This window comes from Pseudomonas serboccidentalis (assembly GCF_028830055.1).
Classification (GTDB): Bacteria; Pseudomonadota; Gammaproteobacteria; order Pseudomonadales; family Pseudomonadaceae; genus Aquipseudomonas; species Aquipseudomonas serboccidentalis.
In genome coordinates this window covers 4646747-4668711 of the sequence record NZ_CP101655.1, presented here as the reverse complement: position 1 = coordinate 4668711, position 21965 = coordinate 4646747, and the positions used below count along the sequence as shown (strand labels likewise).

The 21965-nt window shown below is 60.8% G+C and carries 22 protein-coding genes; 13 read left to right on the top strand and 9 right to left on the bottom strand.

What is annotated here, in order from left to right; genetic code table 11:
* Positions 1-23: 23 nt before the first annotated feature.
* Positions 24-365: an ArsR/SmtB family transcription factor gene (locus NN484_RS21285; protein ID WP_007965280.1), complete on the bottom strand. Its 342-nt coding sequence runs from the start codon at positions 363-365 to the stop codon at positions 24-26.
* Positions 366-456: 91 nt separating this feature from the next.
* Here NN484_RS21285 and NN484_RS21280 point away from each other — a divergent pair, with 91 nt between their 5' ends.
* Positions 457-1320 (top strand): MBL fold metallo-hydrolase, encoded by an 864-nt coding sequence (locus tag NN484_RS21280; protein WP_127650928.1) that lies wholly within the window; start codon positions 457-459, stop codon positions 1318-1320.
* Between the two features lie 108 nt (positions 1321-1428).
* On the opposite strand, the gene bkdR is transcribed toward NN484_RS21280, so the two are convergent.
* A complete protein-coding gene (gene bkdR, locus NN484_RS21275) occupies positions 1429-1917 on the bottom strand; it encodes a Bkd operon transcriptional regulator BkdR (protein ID WP_027613216.1) in 489 nt (162 codons plus the stop codon).
* Between the two features lie 185 nt (positions 1918-2102).
* Between bkdR and NN484_RS21270 the strand changes: the two genes are divergently transcribed.
* The 5 genes from NN484_RS21270 to NN484_RS21250 all read left to right on the top strand — a co-directional run bounded on the left by NN484_RS21270 (position 2103) and on the right by NN484_RS21250 (position 8310).
* Positions 2103-3338 carry a 3-methyl-2-oxobutanoate dehydrogenase (2-methylpropanoyl-transferring) subunit alpha gene (locus NN484_RS21270; protein WP_003224001.1) on the top strand — a complete coding sequence of 412 codons (1236 nt, stop codon included), beginning with the start codon at positions 2103-2105 and terminating at the stop codon, positions 3336-3338.
* A gap of 1 nt (position 3339) precedes the next feature.
* Entirely contained in the window at positions 3340-4398 is a 1059-nt protein-coding gene (locus NN484_RS21265) for an alpha-ketoacid dehydrogenase subunit beta (RefSeq protein WP_123462612.1), read from the top strand.
* Positions 4399-5670 carry a dihydrolipoamide acetyltransferase family protein gene (locus NN484_RS21260; protein ID WP_274657800.1) on the top strand — a complete coding sequence of 424 codons (1272 nt, stop codon included), beginning with the start codon at positions 4399-4401 and terminating at the stop codon, positions 5668-5670.
* Between the two features lie 4 nt (positions 5671-5674).
* Positions 5675-7048 carry a dihydrolipoyl dehydrogenase gene (gene lpdA / locus NN484_RS21255; RefSeq protein WP_127650930.1) on the top strand — a complete coding sequence of 458 codons (1374 nt, stop codon included), beginning with the start codon at positions 5675-5677 and terminating at the stop codon, positions 7046-7048.
* Between the two features lie 242 nt (positions 7049-7290).
* On the top strand, positions 7291-8310 hold the full coding sequence (locus tag NN484_RS21250; protein WP_127650931.1) for a branched-chain amino acid aminotransferase: 1020 nt from the start codon (positions 7291-7293) through the stop codon (positions 8308-8310).
* A 166-nt stretch (positions 8311-8476) separates the two neighbouring features.
* On the opposite strand, the gene NN484_RS21245 is transcribed toward NN484_RS21250, so the two are convergent.
* The 3 genes from NN484_RS21245 to NN484_RS21235 form a co-directional block, all read right to left on the bottom strand.
* The gene (locus NN484_RS21245) at positions 8477-9298 is read right to left on the bottom strand and encodes a TIGR03915 family putative DNA repair protein (protein ID WP_274657799.1); all 822 of its coding nucleotides are present in this window, start codon (positions 9296-9298) and stop codon (positions 8477-8479) included.
* Positions 9295-10515 (bottom strand): putative DNA modification/repair radical SAM protein, encoded by a 1221-nt coding sequence (locus tag NN484_RS21240; protein ID WP_274657798.1) that lies wholly within the window; start codon positions 10513-10515, stop codon positions 9295-9297. The genes NN484_RS21245 and NN484_RS21240 overlap by 4 nt, the downstream gene beginning before the upstream one ends.
* Before the next feature lie 126 nt (positions 10516-10641).
* Complete coding sequence (locus NN484_RS21235; RefSeq protein WP_274657797.1) at positions 10642-11397, bottom strand: ArsR/SmtB family transcription factor; 756 nt, start codon at positions 11395-11397, stop codon at positions 10642-10644.
* A 78-nt stretch (positions 11398-11475) separates the two neighbouring features.
* Here NN484_RS21235 and NN484_RS21230 point away from each other — a divergent pair, with 78 nt between their 5' ends.
* Positions 11476-12579: a cytochrome P450 gene (locus NN484_RS21230; protein WP_274657796.1), complete on the top strand. Its 1104-nt coding sequence runs from the start codon at positions 11476-11478 to the stop codon at positions 12577-12579.
* Here the strand turns inward: NN484_RS21230 and dmeF are convergent.
* Together dmeF and NN484_RS21220 are read right to left on the bottom strand one after the other, a co-directional pair.
* Positions 12576-13505: a CDF family Co(II)/Ni(II) efflux transporter DmeF gene (gene dmeF / locus NN484_RS21225; RefSeq protein WP_274657795.1), complete on the bottom strand. Its 930-nt coding sequence runs from the start codon at positions 13503-13505 to the stop codon at positions 12576-12578. The two genes, NN484_RS21230 and dmeF, sit on opposite strands and share 4 nt — an antisense overlap.
* 12 nt (positions 13506-13517) lie before the next feature.
* A complete protein-coding gene (locus NN484_RS21220) occupies positions 13518-13793 on the bottom strand; it encodes a metal/formaldehyde-sensitive transcriptional repressor (RefSeq protein ID WP_102357456.1) in 276 nt (91 codons plus the stop codon).
* A 521-nt stretch (positions 13794-14314) separates the two neighbouring features.
* Here NN484_RS21220 and NN484_RS21215 point away from each other — a divergent pair.
* Complete coding sequence (locus NN484_RS21215; RefSeq protein ID WP_274657794.1) at positions 14315-14584, top strand: hypothetical protein; 270 nt, start codon at positions 14315-14317, stop codon at positions 14582-14584.
* 126 nt (positions 14585-14710) lie between these two features.
* On the opposite strand, the gene NN484_RS21210 is transcribed toward NN484_RS21215, so the two are convergent.
* Positions 14711-15049, bottom strand: a complete 339-nt coding sequence (locus NN484_RS21210; RefSeq protein ID WP_215500873.1) for an FKBP-type peptidyl-prolyl cis-trans isomerase — start codon at positions 15047-15049, stop codon at positions 14711-14713.
* 163 nt (positions 15050-15212) lie between these two features.
* Between NN484_RS21210 and NN484_RS21205 the strand changes: the two genes are divergently transcribed.
* Complete coding sequence (locus NN484_RS21205) at positions 15213-16292, top strand: sensor domain-containing diguanylate cyclase (protein WP_274657793.1); 1080 nt, start codon at positions 15213-15215, stop codon at positions 16290-16292.
* An 8-nt stretch (positions 16293-16300) separates the two neighbouring features.
* Here NN484_RS21205 and NN484_RS21200 read toward each other — a convergent pair whose 3' ends face one another.
* Positions 16301-16609, bottom strand: coding sequence for an RcnB family protein (locus NN484_RS21200; protein WP_274657792.1), 309 nt, complete (start codon positions 16607-16609; stop codon positions 16301-16303).
* Positions 16610-16819: 210 nt separating this feature from the next.
* On the opposite strand from NN484_RS21200, the gene NN484_RS21195 reads away from it, so the two are divergent.
* From NN484_RS21195 to tcuC, 4 genes are all read left to right on the top strand, one after another.
* Positions 16820-17416, top strand: a complete 597-nt coding sequence (locus NN484_RS21195; protein ID WP_425518793.1) for a LemA family protein — start codon at positions 16820-16822, stop codon at positions 17414-17416.
* 24 nt (positions 17417-17440) lie between these two features.
* On the top strand, positions 17441-18442 hold the full coding sequence (locus NN484_RS21190) for a M48 family metalloprotease (protein ID WP_215500875.1): 1002 nt from the start codon (positions 17441-17443) through the stop codon (positions 18440-18442).
* A gap of 58 nt (positions 18443-18500) precedes the next feature.
* Positions 18501-20441 carry a M48 family metallopeptidase gene (locus NN484_RS21185; protein ID WP_274657791.1) on the top strand — a complete coding sequence of 647 codons (1941 nt, stop codon included), beginning with the start codon at positions 18501-18503 and terminating at the stop codon, positions 20439-20441.
* A 222-nt stretch (positions 20442-20663) separates the two neighbouring features.
* Complete coding sequence (gene tcuC / locus NN484_RS21180) at positions 20664-21956, top strand: MFS transporter (protein WP_127650944.1); 1293 nt, start codon at positions 20664-20666, stop codon at positions 21954-21956.
* Positions 21957-21965 lie beyond the last annotated feature (9 nt).

Here is a 21965-nt window from a genome sequence, read left to right as displayed (position 1 = left end):
AGGGGTTGTGTGTTGGCTGGCATTTATTGATGGCCCAGGCTTTTCAGCACGGCCCCGCAATACAACCCCGACAGGGTCTTCATCACCTGGATGACTTCAGGACTGGCCAGGCCATAAAAAATGTATTTGCCTTCGCGCCGGGTCGCGACCAGGCCCTCATCCCGCAGAATGCCCAGTTGCTGGGACAGGGTTGGCTGGCGCACGCCGGTCATTTTTTCCAGCTCGCCGACGTTGCGTTCGCCCTGGGTCAACTGGCACAGGATCAACAGACGATCCTCGTTGGCCAGCGCCTTGAGCAGCGCGCAGGCCTTGGAGGCGGACGCCCGCAATTGGGCGACTTCACATTCGGTCAGACTGGATTGCATTTGCACGAAGCCTTCAACGTCACTTAAGCTGCGAACATTATGTTTTTACATAAAGTGTTGCAACCCATTTCCCTTGTTCAGGTTCGTGTCCATGCCCGCGCAGATTGAAGCTTTCCTCGACCCCGCCTCCTCGACCTACAGCTACGTGGTCTATGAAGCCGATGGCGGGCAGTGTGCAATCGTCGATCCGGTACTCGATTACGACGGCGCTGCGGGTCGCACCTGCACTGTGCAGGCCGACAGAATCATCGCCTTCGTGCGTGAACACCGTTTGCAGGTGCAATGGCTGCTGGAAACCCACGCCCACGCCGACCACCTGTCCGCCGCGCCGTATCTGCGCCGCGAACTGGGCGGCAAGATCGCCATCGGCGAGTCGATCAGCAAAGTGCAGAACGTGTTCAAGGCGTTGTTCAATCTGGAGCCGGAATTCTGCGTCGACGGCTCGCAGTTCGATCATCTGTTCGCACCGAACGAGTCGTTCAAGATCGGCAACCTCAAGGCCACCGCCCTGCACGTCCCCGGCCATACCCCGGCGGACATGGCCTACTTGATCGATGGCGAACAGATTCTGGTCGGCGACACGCTGTTCCTGCCCGACGTCGGCACCGCCCGTTGCGACTTCCCCGGCGGCAACGCGCATCAACTGTTCAACTCGATCCACAAACTGCTGGCCTTCCCCGCCAGCGTGAAACTCTATGTCTGCCACGATTACCCGCCCGAAGACCGCGCCGCGCAGTGCCAGACCACCGTCGGCGAGCAGCGCAAAAGCAATATTCATGTGCACGACGGGATCGACGAGGCGGCATTCGTCGAGATGCGCACCAAACGCGATGCCGGGCTCGGCATGCCGACGCTGTTGCTGCCGGCGATTCAGGTGAATGTGCGGGCGGGGAATTTTCCGGCGCCTGAAGCCAATGGCGTCGTGTATCTGAAAGTGCCGATCAACAAGCTTTAAAAGCAAAGATCGCAGCCTGCGGCAGCTCCTACACGGGAACGCATTCCCATTTTGATGGGGCACGCGTTCTCCCTGTAGGAGCTGCCGCAGGCCGCGATCTTTTGATCGTCAAGAACCCAGCGTCAACCCATTCGCCGGCAACGGCAACGCCGTCTTGTACCGCACCTGCTTGAGCGCAAAGCTCGAGCGAATGTTCGCCACCCCCGGCACCTTGGTCAGAAAGTCCATCATGAAGCGCTCCAGCGCCTGAATCGTCGGCACCAGCACCCGGATCAGGTAGTCCGGGTCGCCGGCCATCAGGTAGCACTCCATCACCTCGGGGCGATCGGAAATCGCCTCTTCGAAATGCTGCAACGCCTCCTCGACCTGCTTCTCCAGGCTGACGTGAATGAACACGTTCACATGCAGCCCCAGCAGGTCGGCGTCCAGCAGCGTCACCTGCTCGCGAATCAGCCCCAATTCCTCCATCGCCTTGACCCGGTTGAAGCACGGTGTCGGCGACAGATTCACCGAGCGTGCGAGGTCGGCGTTGGTGATGCGCGCATTCTCCTGAAGGCTGTTGAGAATGCCGATGTCGGTACGGTCCAGTTTGCGCATGAGACAAAACCACCTGTTTTTTATGTTTATGCAGAATTTCTATCTGCAAATCATCTCCAGCGCAACGAAACAGAGAGAAATATTCTTCTTGGCCGGGCCTATGATTGTTGTAGGACAAGATTTCTTTCACCCAAGAATGATTGCCAGCTCACTACAAGAAATTCACAAGATCGAGCGTAGAAGCCATGACTCAAGCGTATGAACCGCTGCGTCTGCACGTCCCTGAACCTTCGGGCCGCCCAGGCTGCAAAACCGACTTCTCCTACCTGCATCTGACCGATGCCGGCACGGTGCGCAAACCTTCCATTGACGTCGAACCCGCCGACACCGCCGACCTGGCTCGTGGCCTGATCCGTGTGCTCGACGATCAGGGCAACGCCCTCGGCCCCTGGGCTGAAAACGTGCCGGTCGAGATCCTGCGCAAGGGCATGCGCGCCATGCTCAAGACGCGGATCTACGACAACCGCATGGTGGTCGCCCAGCGGCAGAAAAAAATGTCGTTCTACATGCAAAGCCTTGGCGAAGAAGCCATCGGCAGCGCCCAGGCCCTGGCTTTGAACATCGACGACATGTGCTTTCCGACCTACCGCCAGCAAAGCATTCTGATGGCCCGCGAAGTGCCACTGGTCGACCTGATCTGCCAACTGCTGTCCAACGAGCGCGATCCGCTCAAGGGCCGCCAGTTGCCGATCATGTACTCGGTCAAGGACGCCGGTTTCTTCACCATCTCCGGCAACCTCGCCACCCAGTTCATTCAGGCCGTGGGCTGGGGCATGGCCTCGGCGATCAAGGGCGACACCAAAATCGCCTCGGCGTGGATCGGTGACGGCGCCACCGCCGAATCGGACTTCCACACCGCCCTCACCTTCGCTCACGTTTACCGCGCGCCGGTGATCCTCAACGTGGTCAACAACCAGTGGGCGATCTCGACCTTCCAGGCCATCGCCGGGGGTGAAGCCACCACCTTCGCCGGACGCGGCGTCGGTTGCGGCATCGCCTCGCTGCGGGTCGACGGCAACGATTTCTACGCGGTCTACGCCGCTTCCGCCTGGGCTGCCGAACGCGCCCGGCGCAACCTCGGCCCGACCATGATCGAATGGGTCACCTACCGCGCCGGCCCGCACTCGACCTCCGACGATCCGTCCAAATACCGTCCGGCCGATGACTGGAGCCACTTCCCGCTGGGTGACCCGATTGCCCGCCTGAAGCAGCACCTGATCAAAGTCGGCCACTGGTCGGAAGAAGAGCACGCCGCCGTCAGCGCCGAGCTCGAAGCCGAAGTGATTGCCGCGCAGAAACAGGCCGAACAGTACGGCACCCTCGCCGGCGGCCAGATTCCAAGCGCCGCGACCATGTTCGAAGACGTCTACAAAGAGATGCCTGAGCACTTGAAGCGCCAGCGTCAGCAGTTGGGGATCTGACATGAACGATCACAACAACAATATTCAGCTGGAAACCGCCATGACCACGACCACCATGACCATGATCCAGGCCCTGCGCTCGGCCATGGATGTGATGCTTGAGCGTGACGACAACGTGGTGGTGTTTGGTCAGGACGTCGGCTACTTCGGCGGCGTATTCCGTTGCACCGAAGGCCTGCAGACCAAGTACGGCACCTCCCGCGTATTCGACGCGCCGATTTCCGAGAGCGGCATCGTCGGCGTCGCCGTGGGCATGGGCGCTTACGGCCTGCGCCCGGTCGCCGAGATCCAGTTCGCCGACTACGTCTACCCGGCGTCCGACCAGATCATTTCCGAAGCGGCGCGCCTGCGTTATCGCTCGGCCGGCGAGTTCACCGCACCGATGACCCTGCGCATGCCGTGCGGCGGCGGCATCTACGGCGGGCAGACCCACAGCCAGAGCATCGAAGCGATGTTCACCCAGGTCTGCGGTCTGCGCACCGTCATGCCGTCCAACCCGTATGACGCCAAAGGCCTGTTGATCGCCTCCATCGAAAACGATGACCCGGTGATCTTCCTCGAGCCGAAACGCCTGTACAACGGCCCGTTCGACGGTCACCACGACCGCCCGGTAACCCCGTGGTCGAAACACCCGCAAGCCCAGGTGCCGGACGGTTACTACACCGTGCCGCTGGACGTCGCCGCGATCACCCGTCCGGGCAAGGACGTGACCGTGCTGACCTACGGCACCACCGTCTACGTCTCGCAAGTTGCCGCTGAAGAATCCGGGGTTGATGCCGAAGTCATCGACCTGCGCAGCCTGTGGCCGCTGGACCTGGAAACCATCGTCAAGTCGGTGAAGAAAACCGGTCGTTGCGTGGTGGTGCACGAAGCCACCCGCACCTGCGGTTTCGGCGCCGAGTTGGTGGCGCTGGTGCAAGAGCATTGCTTCCATCACCTGGAAGCGCCGATCGAACGCGTCACCGGTTGGGACACCCCCTACCCGCACGCGCAAGAGTGGGCGTATTTCCCAGGGCCGTCCCGCGTGGGCGCGGCGTTGAAACGGGTCATGGAGGTCTGAATGGGCACGCACGTTATCAAGATGCCAGACATCGGCGAAGGCATCGCAGAAGTCGAACTGTCACAGTGGCACGTCAAGGTCGGCGACCTGGTGGTTGAAGACCAGGTGCTGGCGGACGTGATGACCGACAAGGCGATGGTCGATATTCCGTCGCCGGTACACGGCAAGGTGATTGCGCTCGGCGGTCAGCCGGGTGAAGTGATGGCGGTCGGCAGTGTGCTGATCAGCATCGAGGTGGAAGGCGCCGGTAACTTGAAAGAGTCCGCCGCACCCGCTCCGGCTAAAGAAGCGCCGGTTGCGCCGAAAGTTGAAGCGGTGGTCGAGAGCAAACCTGCCGCTGCTGCACCGCGCCCGGCGGCTGTCTGCCAGGGCCCGATGGTTGCCCGTGAAGCCGATGAGCGTCCGCTGGCCTCGCCGGCCGTGCGCAAACATGCGCTGGATCTGGGCATTCAATTGCGTCTGGTCCGCGGCACTGGCCCGGCCGGTCGCGTGCTGCACGAAGACCTCGACGCCTATCTGGCGCAAGGTCAATCAAACGCAAGTGCACCTGTCGCCGCCGCTTACGCCCAGCGTAACGATGAAGAACAAATCCAAGTGATCGGCATGCGCCGCAAGATCGCCCAGCGCATGCAAGACGCCACGCAGCGCGCCGCACACTTCAGCTACGTTGAGGAAATCGACGTCACCGCGATTGAAGAACTGCGCGCCCATCTGAATGAAAAACACGGTGCCAGCCGTGGCAAGCTGACCTTGCTGCCATTCCTGGTCCGCGCGCTGGTCGTTGCCTTGCGCGACTTCCCGCAGATGAACGCCCGTTACGACGACGAAGCCCAGGTCATCACCCGCCTCGGCGCGGTGCATGTCGGCGTCGCCACGCAAAGCGACGTCGGCCTGATGGTGCCGGTGGTGCGTCACGCCGAAGCGCGCAGCCTGTGGGACAGCGCCGCAGAAATCTCGCGTCTGGCGACTGCCGCACGCAATGGCAAGGCGAGCCGCGACGAACTGTCCGGCTCGACCATCACCCTGACCAGCCTCGGTGCGCTGGGCGGTATCGTCAGTACACCGGTGCTGAACCTGCCGGAAGTGGCGATCGTCGGCGTGAACAAAATCGTCGAACGGCCGATGGTCGTCAAAGGCCAGGTGGTGATCCGCAAGATGATGAACCTCTCCAGCTCCTTCGATCACCGCGTGGTCGACGGCATGGACGCGGCGCTCTTCATCCAGGCCATCCGTGGTCTGCTCGAACAACCCGCGACCCTGTTTGTGGAGTGATGCCATGCAGACTTTGAACACCACGCTGCTGATCATTGGCGGCGGCCCCGGCGGTTACGTCACGGCGATTCGCGCCGGGCAACTGGGCATTTCGACGATTCTGGTCGAAGGCCAATCGCTGGGTGGCACATGCCTGAACATCGGCTGCATCCCGTCGAAAGCGCTGATTCACGTCGCCGAGCAGTTCCACCAGACCCGGCATCACAGCGAGCACTCGGCGCTGGGCATCAGCGTTTCAGCGCCGACCCTCGACATCAACAAAAGCGTGGAATGGAAGGACGGCATCGTCGATCGCCTGACCACCGGCGTTGCGGCGCTGCTGAAAAAGAACAAGGTCCAGGTGATCAATGGCTGGGCCAAGGTCATCGACGGCAAAACCGTTGAAGTCGGCGACACGCGGATCCAGTGCGATCACCTGGTGCTGGCCACCGGCTCCACCAGCGTCAACCTGCCGATCCTGCCGATTGGCGGGCCGATCATCTCTTCCACCGAAGCGCTGGCGCCGAAGTCCGTGCCAAAACGTCTCGTCGTCGTAGGCGGTGGTTACATCGGTCTGGAGCTGGGCATTGCTTACCGCAAGCTCGGCGCCGAGGTCAGTGTGGTCGAGGCACAGGATCGTATCCTGCCGGCCTACGATGCCGAGCTGACGCAACCGGTACACGAAGCCCTGAAGCAACTGGGCGTGAAACTCTATCTCAAGCACAGCGTGCTGGGCTTCGACGGCACCTTGCAGGTGCGTGACCCGAACGGCGACACCCTGAATCTGGAAACCGATCAGGTGCTGGTGGCCGTCGGTCGCAAACCGAACACGCAGGGCTGGAACCTCGAAGCGTTGAATCTGGAGATGAACGGCTCGGCGATCAAGATCGACAACCGCTGCCAGACCAGCATGCGCAACGTCTACGCCATCGGCGACCTGAGCGGTGAACCAATGCTCGCGCACCGCGCCATGGCTCAGGGCGAAATGGTCGCCGAGCTGATCAGCGGCAAACACCGCGAATTCAACCCGACCGCCATCGCCGCCGTGTGCTTCACCGACCCGGAACTGGTGGTGGTCGGCCAGACCCCGGACGAGGCCAAGGCTGCCGGGCTGGACTGCATCGTGTCGAGCTTCCCGTTCGCTGCCAATGGCCGGGCGATGACGCTGGAATCGAAAAGCGGCTTCGTGCGGGTGGTCGCGCGTCGCGACAATCATGTGATTGTGGGTTGGCAGGCGGTGGGGGTCGGCGTTTCCGAATTGTCGACCGCGTTCGCGCAAAGCCTGGAAATGGGCGCGCGGCTGGAAGACATCGGCGGCACCATCCATGCGCACCCGACCTTGGGTGAAGCGGTGCAGGAAGCGGCGTTACGTGCTTTGGGGCATGCGTTGCACCTGTAAAGATCAAAAGATCGCAGCCTTCGGCAGCTCCTACAGGGGGTCGCCGATTCTGTAGGAGCTGCCGCAGGCTGCGATCTTTTCAGCGATGGACGGCGATTTTTCATAAGCAGGCTAATAAATCTGCTTATCCCCCTATCGTCCGGGCTGCGAAACCGCTCAAGAATGAAGTATTGTTGTGCCCATCCAAAAAAACGTCAGAAGCCTTGAACCGTTTCGACGGTTGTTCAGTGATAGAGGGTGTCATGGGTAACGAAAGCATCAATTGGGACAAGCTGGGTTTTGACTACATCAAGACCGACAAACGCTATCTGTCGTACTTTCGCAATGGCGAGTGGGACAAAGGCACCCTGACCGAAGATAACGTGCTGCACATCAGCGAAGGCTCAACTGCCCTTCACTATGGCCAGCAGTGCTTCGAAGGTATGAAGGCCTATCGTTGCAAGGACGGCTCGATCAACCTGTTCCGCCCGGACCAGAACGCCCTGCGTATGCAACGCAGCTGCGCGCGTCTGCTGATGCCGACCGTCGACACCGAGCAGTTCATCGAAGCGTGCAAGCAAGTGGTTCGTGCCAACGAGCGCTTCATTCCGCCGTACGGCACTGGCGGCGCGCTGTACCTGCGCCCGTTCGTAATCGGCGTCGGTGACAACATCGGTGTGCGTACTGCACCCGAGTTCATCTTCTCGATTTTCTGCATTCCGGTTGGTGCTTACTTCAAGGGTGGCCTGACCCCGCACAACTTCCAGATCTCCAGCTACGACCGTGCTGCCCCGCAAGGCACCGGCGCGGCCAAGGTCGGTGGCAACTATGCCGCCAGCCTGATGCCAGGCTCGAAAGCGAAGAAAGCCAACTTCGCCGACGCGATCTACCTGGATCCGATGACCCACACCAAGATCGAGGAAGTCGGTTCGGCCAACTTCTTCGGGATCACCCACGACAACAAGTTCGTCACCCCGAACTCGCCGTCGGTCCTGCCAGGTATCACCCGCCTGTCGCTGATCGAACTGGCCAAGACCCGTCTTGGCCTGGAAGTGGTTGAAGGCGACGTGCTGATCGACAAGCTGTCGGACTTCAAGGAAGCCGGCGCTTGCGGTACTGCTGCGGTGATCACCCCGATCGGCGGCATCAGCTACAACGACCACCTGCACGTGTTCCACAGCGAAACCGAAGTCGGCCCGGTCACCCAGAAGCTCTACAAAGAGCTGACCGGCGTGCAGACCGGCGACATCGAAGCGCCAGCGGGCTGGATCGTCAAGGTTTGATCTGACGACTGCTGATGCACAAAAGCCCCCATCGAGTGATTGATGGGGGCTTTTCATTTGTTGGACAGCAAGATCAAAAGATCGCAGCCTGCGGCAGCTCCTACAAGTGGAACGCGATACCCATGTAGGAGCTGCCGCAGGCTGCGATCTTTTGATCTTTTGATTTCTACTTCAACGCAATCCGCTTGCCGGCTCGCGCGGCTATCCCGCTGGCCTGCCCGTTCTGCTGCTTGCCCATCCGCGCCTGAGTGATCAACCCGGGAATCAGCTCGCCTTCCGGCAGGTTCTTCCAGAACCGCGCCGGCAGATGCCCCTGCATGACCTTTTCGTTCAACCGCGCCGGGTTGAAGATGTGGCTGTAATAAGTCAGCCAGAGATCGCCATGGGGGTCATCGATGTTCTGTGCCAGTTGCTGCCATTCCATCGGGCATTGGCGTTGATGAATCAATTGCTCGCCATCGTAATAAACCCCGTCGCGGGGCGTTGCGATCAACCAGCGCTGCCGGCCCATACGCCTGACGAAGTGTTCGCTGGCGCTGTGCAGGATGTCGTGAGCGGGTTCGTGCCACGCCACGTATTGCGGGCCTGGCTGATTCTGCGGGCGCTCGATGAAACGCACGAAGGCATGCAAATGGTGCGCTTCGCGCTGCACCTGCTTGATCCGCCGCTGCAACTCACTGCCGAGTTTGTCACCAGCCATCATCGCCGTGCGGTCGCCGTGGCTGACTCGCCACAGTACTTCGTACAGCAGACTCCAGCGCTGCTCGCCACGGTAGCGGGCGGCCTGTTCCAGGGTATCGAGCAATGCACGGGGAATGCGCGCTTGAAAAGGCCCCTGGCCATCGGGCACCTGCACGTCACTGGCAAACAGGTCACCCACCCCTTCCGACGCCCAGCTCACCAGACTCGGGTCGATTTCATGACTGAGCAACCAGCGCGCCTGTTGCCGCCAGGTGTCGAACAGGTCATCGCAATCGAGATTGATCATCCCCACAACCCCATCTGCTGCGGCATCGGCCGGTCGCGAAGTTGCTGATAAAGCATCTGGCTGGTGACTTCCGCCTGTTGCGGGTGGTAGTCGCTGGTGATGATGAACGGCTTGGCCTTGGCCAGCACGCAGCGCATGCGCGCCACATCTTCGTAGCGAATGCGCCGTTGCTGGCGCAATTGCACCAGACGTTCGGTGGTGCGCAGGCCAATGCCCGGAATGCGCGCGATCAGCGACGGTTCGGCGCGATTCAGGTCCAGCGGAAACACTTCGCGATTCTGCAGCGCCCAGGCCAGCTTCGGGTCGATGTCCAAGGCCAGATTTCCCGGGCCCCTGAGCAACTCACCGGCACTGTAGCCATAGCTGCGCAAGAGGAAGTCGGCCTGATACAAGCGGTGTTCGCGCATCAATGGCGGCGCGGCCAACGGTACGCTTTTCGGGCTGTCGGGGATCGGGCTGAAAGCCGAATAGTAGACACGCCGCAAGCGGTAGTTGCCATACAGCGACTGAGCGCTGTGCAAAATCGTGCTGTCGTCGGTGTCATCGGCGCCGACGATCATTTGCGTACTCTGCCCGGCCGGGGCGAACTTCGCCGAACGCGGTTCGTTGAGCACCGTTTGCACGCCGGTATAGATGGTGTTCATCGCCTGCTTGATCGAACCGATCTGCTTCTCCGGCGCCAGGGTTTGCAGGCTGGCGTCGGTGGGCAATTCGATGTTCACGCTGAGGCGATCGGCGAAGCGCCCGGCCTCTTCGATCAGCGCCGGATCCGCCTCGGGAATGGTCTTGAGGTGGATGTAGCCGCGAAACTCGTGCTCTTCACGCAACAGTTTCGCCACCCGCACCAGTTGCTCCATGGTGTAGTCCGCCGAGCGGATGATCCCCGAGCTGAGAAACAGCCCGCTGACACAGTTGCGCCGGTAGAAATCCAGGGTCAGCGTGACCACTTCCTCGGGGGTGAAGCGGGCGCGCGGCACATCGCTGGAGCGGCGGTTGACGCAGTACTGGCAGTCGTAAAGGCAGAAATTGGTCAGTAGCACCTTGAGCAACGAAACGCAGCGCCCGTCTGGCGTGTAGCTGTGGCAAATGCCCATGCCATCGGTCGAACCCAGCCCGCTCTTGCCCTCGGAACTGCGCTTGGGCGCACCGCTGCTGGCGCAGGAGGCGTCGTACTTGGCGGCGTCGGCGAGGATGCTGAGCTTGTCGATGAGTTGCATGGCGAAGACTCTATACTGGTTATGCATACAGTATCGAGTCTATTGGATTGGCACAAGGTGCAAAACCGGATCAAAAGATCGCAGCCTTCGGCAGCTCCTACATTAATCCGCTACAGCCGACGTTTATCAGATGTGCATATTCCCTGTAGGAGCTGCCGCAGGCTGCGATCTTTTGCTCTTCGCGTCTAAAGGCAACTCAACCCCGAACCGCACCCCGATCTCCCTGCGCCCCAACGCCGTCAACGCCAGCGCCCGACTGTCCAGATCCTGCGTCACCCACTTGCGCTTCAATGCCGTTTGTAACAACGCCGCCCCCAGCGAGCCCCCCAGATGCGGGCGGCGCATGCTCCAGTCCAGGCACGGGCAGGCAAACTTGCGGCGCAAGGTACTCAAGTCCTGCACCTCGATGCCCAAGCCCTCGAACAATGCCGCGCCGCTGTCGCTCAAGCGATAGGCCTGCTCATCGGTTGCCACCAGCCACCCCGCCGCCAGCAAGCGGTCATGTAGCAATACCGCCAGCGTCCCGGCCATGTGGTCGTAGCAGGTGCGGGCGAATTGCAGGCGATCCGGGGTGTGCGGTTTGAAGCTCGGCGCAGCGTTCTGGCCGATCACCATCAACGCTTCCAGCGCCTGGGCCACGCGTTGATCGGCGAGGCTGTAATAACGATGGCGACCCTGCACGTGCAGACGCACCAAGGCCAGATCCTTGAGTTTGCTCAGGTGCGCGCTGGCGGTCGAGGCGCTGACTTCAGCGACGGCCGCCAGCTCGGTGCTGGTACGGGCGTGGCCGTCCATCAGCGAGCAGAGGATTTTGGTGCGCGCCGGTTCGGCGATGGCGGCGGCCACTTGCGAGACGCCGATGTCTTGATGTTCTGCGTGCATATTTCGCTCCCCGACGAATCGTCGTCGCTGCGAACTGAAGATACTCGCTTCACTTTCCCGACGACAAGGCTGTGAACCATGGACCCGATCATCGCTGCGACGCAGGCCGATCCCTACCCTTACTACGCCGAATTGCGTGCTCAGGGCGGATTGACCTTTCATCACGAATTGAAACTGTGGGTCGCCAGCAGCGCCCGGGCGGTGTGTGCGGTGTTGGCGCACGCCGATTGCCGGGTGCGGCCGGCGCAGGAGCCAGTGCCGAAAGCGATAGCCGGCGGCATGGCTGGCAAGGTGTTCGGCCAACTGATGCGGATGAACGATGGCGAGCGTCAGCGCTGTCCACGCGCTGCGGTCGAACCCGCACTGCAGCTGTTCGATGACAGCCAGGTCCGTGCGCTGGTGGCGGCGCGATTGATTACAGCGGATGCCGACGGCTTATATAAGGCGATGTTTCGCGGCCCGGTGTGCGTGATCGCGGCGCTGCTGGGTTTCAGCCCGGCGCAGGGTCGGGCGATCAGTGAGCTGACGGCAGATTTCGTTGCTTGCCTGTCACCGCTGAGCAATGACCTGCAACTGGCGTCGGCCCATGCTGCCGCTGAGCAATTGCGCGGTTATTTCATCGAGTTGCTGGCGGAGCCGCCGAGCGATTTGCTCAAAGCCATCGGCCAGCGATTTGCAGGCGATGAAGAAACCCTGATCGCCAACCTGATCGGCCTCTGTTCGCAGACGTTTGAAGCGACTGCCGGGCTGATCGGCAATGCCTTGGTGGCGCTGCGGCGCCTGCCTGAGTTGCGCGACGCCTCGATGGACGCGCTGCTGGCCGAGGTTCAGCGCTTTGATCCGTCGGTGCAGAACACCCGGCGTTTTGTCGCACAATCTTGTGAGATCGATGGCGTGCGGGTCGAGGCTGGCGAGGTGATTCTGGTGCTGCTCGCTTCCGCCAACCGCGACCCGTTATTGAATGAGCAGCCTGAGCGATTTCTGCTTGATCGCCCGAATCGGCGCAGCTTCAGTTTCGGCAGCGGGCGGCATCAGTGTCCGGGGCAAGCGCTGGCGCTGAGCATTACCGCCGCGACTGTCAGAGAAATCCTTGATCAGGGTATGAATCTGCAACAACTGGCCTGGCATTACCGCCCATCGCTGAATGGGCGGATTCCGCTGTTCAGCGCAGTACAGCCTTAAGCGTTGTGCAGTTCGATGGTCAGGTGCGACAGCTCATGCACCGGCGCCAGCCGTTCGCGGATTGCCTCGGCCGTCACACCCGCCGCTGCCACCACACTGACAATCGCCGCCCGCGCCTGCGGGCCGACCTGCCAGACGTGCAGGTCGCTGATACGCACATCGTCCGAGGTTTCCAGCAGCTCGCGGATCTCCGCCGCCACCGGTTCGTCGGTGGTGTCGAGCAACACCGCCGCGCTGTCGCGCATCAAGTTGTAGGCCCACTTGGCGATAACGATCGCGCCGACAATGCCCATCGCCGGGTCCAGCCATACCCAGCCGAGATAACGCCCGGCCAGCAACGCGGCAATCGCCAGCACTGAGGTCAGGGCATCAGCCAGCACGTGGACGTAGGCCGAGCGCAGGTTGTTGTCATGATGGTGATGATGGTCGTGCGTGTGGTCATGATGATGACCATGGTCGTGGCCGTGATGGCCCATCAGCAGAAAGGCGCTGAGGATATTCACGCCCAGTCCGACAATCGCAATCAGCGTCGCTTCGCCAAACGCCACGGTGGTGGGTTCGAACAAACGAAAAATCGATTCGCCGGCAATGCCCAGCGACACCAGCCCCAGCACCATCGCCGAGGCGAAACCGGCCAGATCGCCGACCTTGCCGGTGCCGAAACTGTAGCGGCGGTTGTTGGCATTGCGCCGGGCGAAACCGTAGGCCGCTGCGGCAATGCTCAACGCGCCGGCATGGGTCGCCATGTGGAAACCGTCGGCCAGCAGGGCCATGGAACCGGTGATGTAACCGGCGGCGATCTCGCCGATCATCATCACGAATGTCAGCACCACCACCCACAACGTGCGGCGGGCGTTTTCATCGTGAGACGCACCGAGAAACTGGTGATCGTGGCTGAAACGTTCAGCGCTTGGGGTCAGGCTCATGATGCTCATGCTCTATTTGGAATAACGGCGGATGGCTTGCAGCAGATCTTCAGCGCCCTGGGCGCGCTGTTCGTCGCTGAGGTCGGGATGAGCCACGTGCTCGCGGGTGTGAGCCTCGATGAACTGTTCCATCAAACCATTGACCGCCCCGCGAATCGCCGCCACCAGGTGCAAGGTCTTGGCACAATCGGCATCGCCCTCAAGTGCTTTCTCAACGGCCTGCACTTGCCCGGCAATGCGCCGGACGCGGTTGAGCAACTCGTCTTTGTGTTCGTGAATGTGCGACATACCTATACCCCCTACCCCTATATGGCGCGCATGGTCGCCGATGGCTTCGGCAATCGCAAGCGCGGCTTGGTCTTTAAGGGATGAACGGGATTCTGCCAGCGACTTCAATCCCCTTGCAGGAGTGAGCCTGCTCGCGATAGCGGTGTGGCTGATGACATAGATGCTGGAGGTGCCGGCCCCATCGCGAGCAGGCTCACTCCTACAGGTGTTCGGCGGCGTTGCCAGGTTCCGCGCCCGACACAAATCCCCTGCGGGAGCCAGCCTGCTGGCGATGTCGGGCTGAAAAACGCAGCATCATTTCGGCATCATCCAGCAGGCTACATCAACCGCGCCCTCGACAACCTCGAACCCTCCACCAGAAATTAAAACGCTCACCTGTGGCGAGGGAGCTTGCTCCCGCTCGGCTGCACGGCAGTCGAAAATCCGGATCCGAATCGGATCGATGGGGCTTGGGTCGCTTCGCAACCCCGCGGGAGCAAGCTCCCTCGCCACAAGGCAAGCGGCGCAAAGGAGAATTTCACATGGCCAATAAACCAGATACCCACGTCGTCGCCGCATTAGTCGCCATGGGCCTCAACGAACGAGATCGCCGCTGGGCGCAGAACGCATGCCTGGTGTTGTTTGAAAGCGAGCGAGAAACAATTGTGGCCTCGGCGTTGGCCGCTCTCGGGAAACTCGATGAGCTTGAGATGGAGGCTGTGCTGCCCGCGCTGCACCGAGTAAAACGGCGGTTTCCGTCACTTGAAAGGACTGTGGCTGACACGCTGGACGAGATTGCTATGGTTGCCTGAGTAAAAATGGCGAGGGGTTGATGGATCGCGGCGCGATGCCCCAAAAAGGCCTGCTGCGCAGTCTATCGGGGATAAATCCCCTCGCCACAGGTTACATGGAAATTGATTGATCGGTGTTTACCCCCCTCAATCCTCCCGCGTCAAAACCTCCAGCAACTCAATCTCGAACACCAGATTCGAATTCGGCGGAATCTTGCCCATCGTCCGCTCGCCATACCCCAGATGCGCCGGCACCCGCAGTTTGCGCTTGCCGCCCACTTGCATGCCCATCAGCCCCTGATCCCAGCCCTTGATTACCCGACCGGTGCCGATCACGCACTGAAAAGGTTTGCCACGGCTGTGGGAAGAATCGAACTCTGTACCGTCTTCCAGCCAACCGGTGTAATGGGTGGTGATCAGCGCGCCTTTGACGGCGGCTTTGCCCTCGCCCGTCTGGAGATCGATTACCTGCAGTTCATCATTCATGACATTCACTCTATTGTTCAGCTGGCGGCCGTTTTCCCAGAATTGTTCGTGATTGGCAACCCGCAGACGCAGATCAACGCTGTATCCGAAGTGAGTGACGAAGAATTAACATAGCCAACCGCCATTACTTCACGGATCGACTCGTCATGCTGGCAACGCCCCAATGATTCAACTGTGGATCGGCCTTGCCGTTGGTGTGGTCATGCTTGCGGTGATTGTCGTGCTGGTTTTGCGCGAGCGTGATTTGCGCCGTCAGTTGGCGGAATACCGTGAGCTGCTGGCGCGCGCCGCCGAAGGCCGGAGCATCCATCAGGACAACGACGCCGAGCGCTTCAAGCGCAGTCAGTACTTTGCGCGCATCGGCACCTGGGATTGGGAAGTCGACACCGATCGGCTGTACTGGTCTGACGCGATCTACGGCATGTTCGGGTTCAAGATCGGCGAGATCACCCCGTCCTATGCGCTGTTCTGCTCCTGCGTGCATCCGGACGACCGCATACGCGTACGTGAAGGTGAACTGCGTTGCCTGGAGACCGGCGAAAACCACGATGAGGAATACCGCGTGGTCTGGCCCGACGGCACGATTCGCTGGTTGCGCGAGACCGGCAACGTGGTGCGCAACGACCACGACGCGGTGATCAAGATGATGGGCGTGGTGCGCGACATCACCGAAGAAAAGGCCTCGGCCAGTTACCTCCAACACCTCGCCCACTACGACCCGTTGACCGGCCTGCCCAATCGTCTGGTGCTGGAGGAGCGCTTGTCCGAAGCCCTGGATCAGGCGCGACAAACCAATACCCGGGTGGCGCTGGTGTTCGTCGACCTCAACGGTTTCAAAAACATCAACGACCACTACGGCCACGCCGCCGGCGACCGCGTATTGATCACCACCGCCACCCGCCTCAAACGCATCCTGCGCGCCACTGACACCGTCGCGCGCATCGGCGGCGATGAGTTCGTGGTGATCCTGCAAGGCCTGGCCCCGAGCCTCAACCTGCAGGATGAAGCGCGCAGCATCTGCCAGAAAATTTTCATCGAACTGTCCCCACCGATCAGCATCGGTAACGACCAGCGCCACATCGGCACCAGTCTGGGGGTGGCGGTGTTTCCCGATCATGCGCCGACCATGGACCGGCTGCTGCACATTGCCGATCTGGCGATGTACGAGGCCAAGCGCAGTGGGAATAATCAGTATCGGCTGGGGGGTGAGAGCCCTGCACGGGTGCATGCGCAGGGCCTTTGAATCGGGGCTTAACGCTCGACAGGTTGCATCTCGACGATGGTGCCGTTGGTGATCATGACCATCACGTACTTGTCGTTGATTTGCACCCACTGCGCCTGTTCGATCGGTGCTTTCAAGCCTTTCTGTTTCCAGTTTTTCAAGGCTTTGTCGCTGCGCTGATAAATGTCTGGCGCCCGGTCGTTGACCTTCAATTCACGGTTGCTGGTCGGGGACTGGACGGCAGGTTCGCTTGAGGTTTGCGCCGCTTGAACAAGTGGGCTGAGCCCGGCGATACCGGCAACGAGGGCCAGGCTGGCGATTAGGGTTTTGCTGTTCATCGGTGAACCTCCTTCAAATGGGTGATACCTGAACTCCGACTGCGACGTCACGCAATCATTCCTTGTTTTTTTGCCTGGGCTGCCCGGGGATTGTCGTTGGCAGGCAGACCGCCTTCGCGAGCGGGCTCACTCCTACAGGATTCGGGCTCAACGCGTGCTTTTGCGCTAATATGCCGCGCAAAATCCCGCCGAGTGAACAAGGACATCACCGTGAATACCTATCTTGTCGTCAATCTGGTTTTGCTCGGTCTTTGCGCCCTCTACGCGGTGCGCGTATTCAACTCGCTGGTCGCACGCCGCAACGAAATCAAGAACGCCTTCGCGCAAGTCGAAGTCCAGCTCAAGCGCCGCTACGACCTGATCCCCAATCTGGTTGCCATTGCCAAGGGCGCTCTGGCCCACGAACGCGAAACCCTTGAAGCCGTGATCGCGGCACGCAATGCCGCGGTGGCCGTACTTGAGGCCGCGCAGGCACAACCGGGTAACGCGCAAAACATCGAACATCTGGGTCAGGCCGACAGCGCGCTCAATACCGCCGTGGATCGTCTGAATGTCACGCTGGAGGCTTATCCCGATCTCAAGGCCTCGCAGAACATGCTGCAGTTGAGTGAAGAGTTGAGCAGTACTGAAAACAGAGTGAGTTTTGCCCGCCAGGCTTACAACGATGCGGTGATGACCTACAACACCCTCAAGCAGAGTTTTCCGACCGTGTTGTTAGCCCCCAGCTTCGGCCATCGCGATGATGCTGCACCGCTCAAATTTGCCGACACTCTGGCGATCAAGACGGCTCCCAACGTTTCTTTCTAACCCCCCTTGCCCACGGAAGGCCCGATGAACTTCTTCGAACAACAACGCCAGGCGAAAAACCAGACCGCGCGCCTGATCAACATGATGATCCTGTCCATTGTCATGTTGATCGGTCTGACGAGCCTGCCTTTCGTCTTCAGTGGTTTTGAGGATTATCTGAGCGGTACCGGGAGCCTGCTGGATGCCTTTATGGCGCTGGGGGTTATCGCAACAATCGTCGGCGGCATCGTGGTGATCGGCGGCCTCCTGAAATACCGGGAGTTACGGGCGGGCGGCAAAGTGGTGGCCGAGAAGCTTGGCGGACGTTGGCTCAACGGATTTGCGATGACGCCGGGCGAGAAACGGCTGATGAACGTTGTCGAGGAAATGGCTATTGCCTCTGGCAGCGTAATGCCAGCGGTGTACCTGTTACCGGATCAAAGTATCAACGCCTTCGCCGCAGGGTTTACGCCTGAGGACGCGGTCATCGGCGTGACCCAGGGGGCAGTCACCCAGCTGACTCGCGAAGAGCTGCAAGGGGTGATTGCCCATGAGTTCAGCCACATCTTCAATGGCGATATGCGCCTGAACACGCAACTCGTGGCAGTGGTACACGGCCTTCTGGTGCTAGGGCTTTCCGGCGGCCTGTTGATGGCAAGCCTGCTCAAGGGTGGAAAGCGCGACGTGCGCTTGATGCTGCTGGCGTTGTTCGCTGGCTTTTTGCTGTGTCTGGCCGGTTTCATCGGCAATCTTTTTGGCAATCTGGTCAAGGCTGGCGTGAGTCGCCAGCGCGAGTTCCTGGCCGATGCCAGTGCGGTGCAATTCACACGCAACCCTCAGGCGCTCATCGGCGCCCTGAAAAAAATCGGCGCTCAAGGTTCGTCAATCAGCGCTGCCCGGGCCGGTGAGTACAGTCATTTGTACTTCAGCACAGGCGTCTCGACCACGCTGAGTCGCATGTTCGCTACCCATCCCGATCTGAGCGTACGTATCCGGCGGATCGATCCGCAATGGGACGGCCAGTTTACTGTGCCGTCCGCGCAGTAACCGCCAGCACGCCTGAACGCGATGCGACAGGCGCACCCGACATCTTCCGGACATTACGATGAATTTCTTCCAGCAACAGCGCCAGGCCAAGCGCCGCTCGGTGCTGCTCGTTTTTTTGATGGGCCTCGCCGTGCTCAGCCTGATCCTCATGTCGTGCTTGCTGATGACGCTGCCGGTTTCCGACGGTGACGGCAATACGATCATGGACCTTGAGTTGAACTGGCAAATGTTCGCCACCGTTTCGCTGGTGGTGACGAGCATTGTGCTGGTCGGCGGCCTGGTGAAATACGGCGAATTATCAGCCGGCGGCAAAGTGGTCGCACGCCGTCTGGGCGGTCGGTTGATCAATCACAGCGCGCAGACCCTCGAAGAGCAGCGCCTGGTGAATGTGGTGGAGGAAATGGCTCTGGCGTCCGGCACCGTCGTGCCTTCGGTCTATCTGCTGCCCGACTTGGGCATCAACGCATTCGCCGCAGGTTTTACCGCGCAAGACGCGGTCATCGGTGTGACGCAGGGCGCCATCACCCTGCTGTCGCGTGATGAACTGCAAGGCGTAATCGCCCACGAGTTCAGTCACATCTACAACGGTGACATGCGCTTGAACACCCGCCTGGTCGCCGTCGTCCACGGCATTCTGGTGATCGGCCTCACAGGCAGCTTCATTTTGCGTGGCATGGATGACGTGCGTCGTTCCCCTGCCAATCGCACTCAACCTGCCATCCTCACCGTGATGTTTGGAACCGTGCTGTGCATCGTCGGGTATGGCGGGACAGTGTTCGGCAATCTGATCAAAGCGGCGGTCAGCCGGCAACGCGAATTCCTCGCCGATGCAACGGCGGTGCAGTACACCCGTGATCCACAAAGCATTGCCGGTGCGCTGAAGAAGATCGGCGGCTACGCGTTGGGCGCGAAGATCAACGCCGCGCGCGCCGCCGAGTTCAGCCATCTGTATTTCGGTTCGGGCACTTCAAGCTTTGACTTGATGTCCAGCCATCCGGATCTGAGCGAGCGAATCCGGCGTATCGACGCCGGCTGGGATGGCACGTTCGTGAAAATTGCCGCTGCGCCACAAGACTCGATGGTGGCCAGAACCGTGCTGCCGGTGTCGGATGCCTTCAGCGGCGTGCCGGACACCGCGATGTCCGTGGTGTACGACATGAACGCCGTGCAGGCATCCGTGGCCGCTATCGGTGCGCCACGCGCCGAACATCTGATCGAAGCGCGCCGGGTGCTGGAGCATATTCCACAAAAGCTCAAACTTGCGGCACGCAGTACCGACAGCGCTCAAGCGTTGGTATACGGCCTGTTGTTGTCGCGCTCCGACTCGCTGCGGGCGCTGCAATTATCTCTGCTGGAGTCGAGCCTCGACCGTACGCTGTTCAACACCCTCAACACCCTGTGCGAGCCGTTGTCACGACTCAATCCGGGCCTGCGCCTGCCGTTGCTGGATCTGCTGATTCCCAGCCTGAAACGCCTGGGCAAAAAGCCTTTTGCGAAAATGAAGCAGACCATGAACCTGCTGATTGACGCCGACAACGAAACCGAGCTGCTGGAGTGGACACTGCTGCGCATCGTCGAACGCAATGTCGAGGGCGCGCCAGCGGTTCAGTTCAAGTTCGGTTTGTTCCAGTGCGCCGAACAACTGCTGGTGCTGCTGAATGCGATGGCGCGCGCCGGTCAGCAGAATCAGCCAGTGGCGTTGCAGGCGCTGCACTTTGCCTGGGAGGGATTGCCGTTCGAGCGACCGCTGGAGTTACCGGTCGAACTTGAGGATCTGCAAGGGCTCGAAGCCGCCATCAAACGCCTGCGCCATTTGATGCCGGAAGAGCGCCCCGCCCTGCTCAATGCCATGACCCGCTGTGTGATGCATGACGGGGTGATCACTGTGGCGGAAGCCGAGTTGTTTCGTGCGGTGGCGGATCTGCTCGATTGCCCGCTGCCACCCTTTCTGGTCACAGAGCCCGACACGGGAACGAGCCTGAATGAGAGTGCAGGCTAAAGGGCCGGCACTTCCAGCATGGCTTTATCTGACACAACGCCTTCGCGAGCAGGCTCGCTCACACAGGTTAGGCGGTGTTTTCAGGATTGATCCGCTTTACACATCAATGCATGCCAATAATGCAATTAACATCCAGTTACACCTGCGCCACCATCCACCGCAATAACAACCGTGCGCCGCTTCCACGTCGCGCACGTCATAAAAGCGGTGGAGTTCTTTTCTATGACAGCCTCAATCCCACATGGCGGCTCGCGGGCCGGCGCTATCTTCCGGGTCACCTCGGGCAACTTCCTCGAACAGTTCGACTTCTTTCTGTTCGGCTTCTACGCCACGCAGATCGCGGCGGTGTTCTTCCCGGCGAGCAGTGAGTTCGCCTCCCTGATGATGACGTTTGCCGTGTTCGGCGCAGGCTTTCTGATGCGTCCGCTGGGGGCGATCGTGCTCGGTGCGTACATCGATGATGTCGGTCGGCGCAAAGGGTTGATCGTCACCCTGTCGATCATGGCCAGCGGCACGATCCTGATTGTGCTGGTGCCCGGATACGAAACCATTGGTCTGTTTGCACCCGCGCTGGTGTTGGTCGGGCGGCTGTTGCAGGGCTTCTCTGCCGGTGCGGAGCTGGGCGGGGTTTCGGTGTATTTGTCCGAGATCGCCACCCCGGGCCGCAAGGGTTTCTTCACCGCCTGGCAGTCGGCCAGTCAGCAAGTGGCGATCATCGTCGCCGCTGCTTTGGGCTACGCGCTGAACGCATGGATGGCGCCGAGCGTAGTGGCCGATTGGGGCTGGCGGATTCCGTTTTTCGTCGGCTGCCTGATCGTGCCGTTCATCTTTGTGCTGCGCCGTAACCTGGCGGAAACCGAAGAATTCGCCGCACGCAAACACCGTCCGAGCATGCGCGAAGTGTTCCGCACCCTCGGCCAGAACTGGGGCGTGGTACTCGGCGGGATGCTGATGGTCGCGCTGACCACCACTGCGTTTTACCTGATCACCGTGTACGCACCGACCTTCGGCAAAACCGTGCTGCACCTGAGCACCTCCGATGCACTGCTGGTGACCTTGCTGGTGGGCGTGTCGAACTTCTTCTGGCTGCCGATTGGCGGTGCGTTGTCCGACCGCATCGGTCGTCGCCCGGTGCTGATTGCCATGTCGCTACTGGCCCTGGCCACTACCTATCCGGCGCTGTCGTACCTGGTGCAGGCGCCCAGCTTCAGCCACATGTTGCTGTCGCTGCTGTGGCTGTCGTTCATCTACGGCATGTACAACGGTGCGATGATTCCGGCGCTGACCGAGATCATGCCGGTGGAAGTGCGGGTGGCCGGATTCTCCCTCGCGTACAGCCTGGCGACCGCGGTTTTCGGCGGTTTCACCCCGGCGATGTCGACCTTCCTGATCCAGTACACCGGTGACAAAGCCGCGCCCGGTTACTGGATGAGCGTCGGCGCGCTGTGTGCGTTGTGCGCCACGCTGTACCTGTACCGTCGCGCAGGCGGCCGTTTGCAACCGGTTGCCGCATAAGGAGCAATC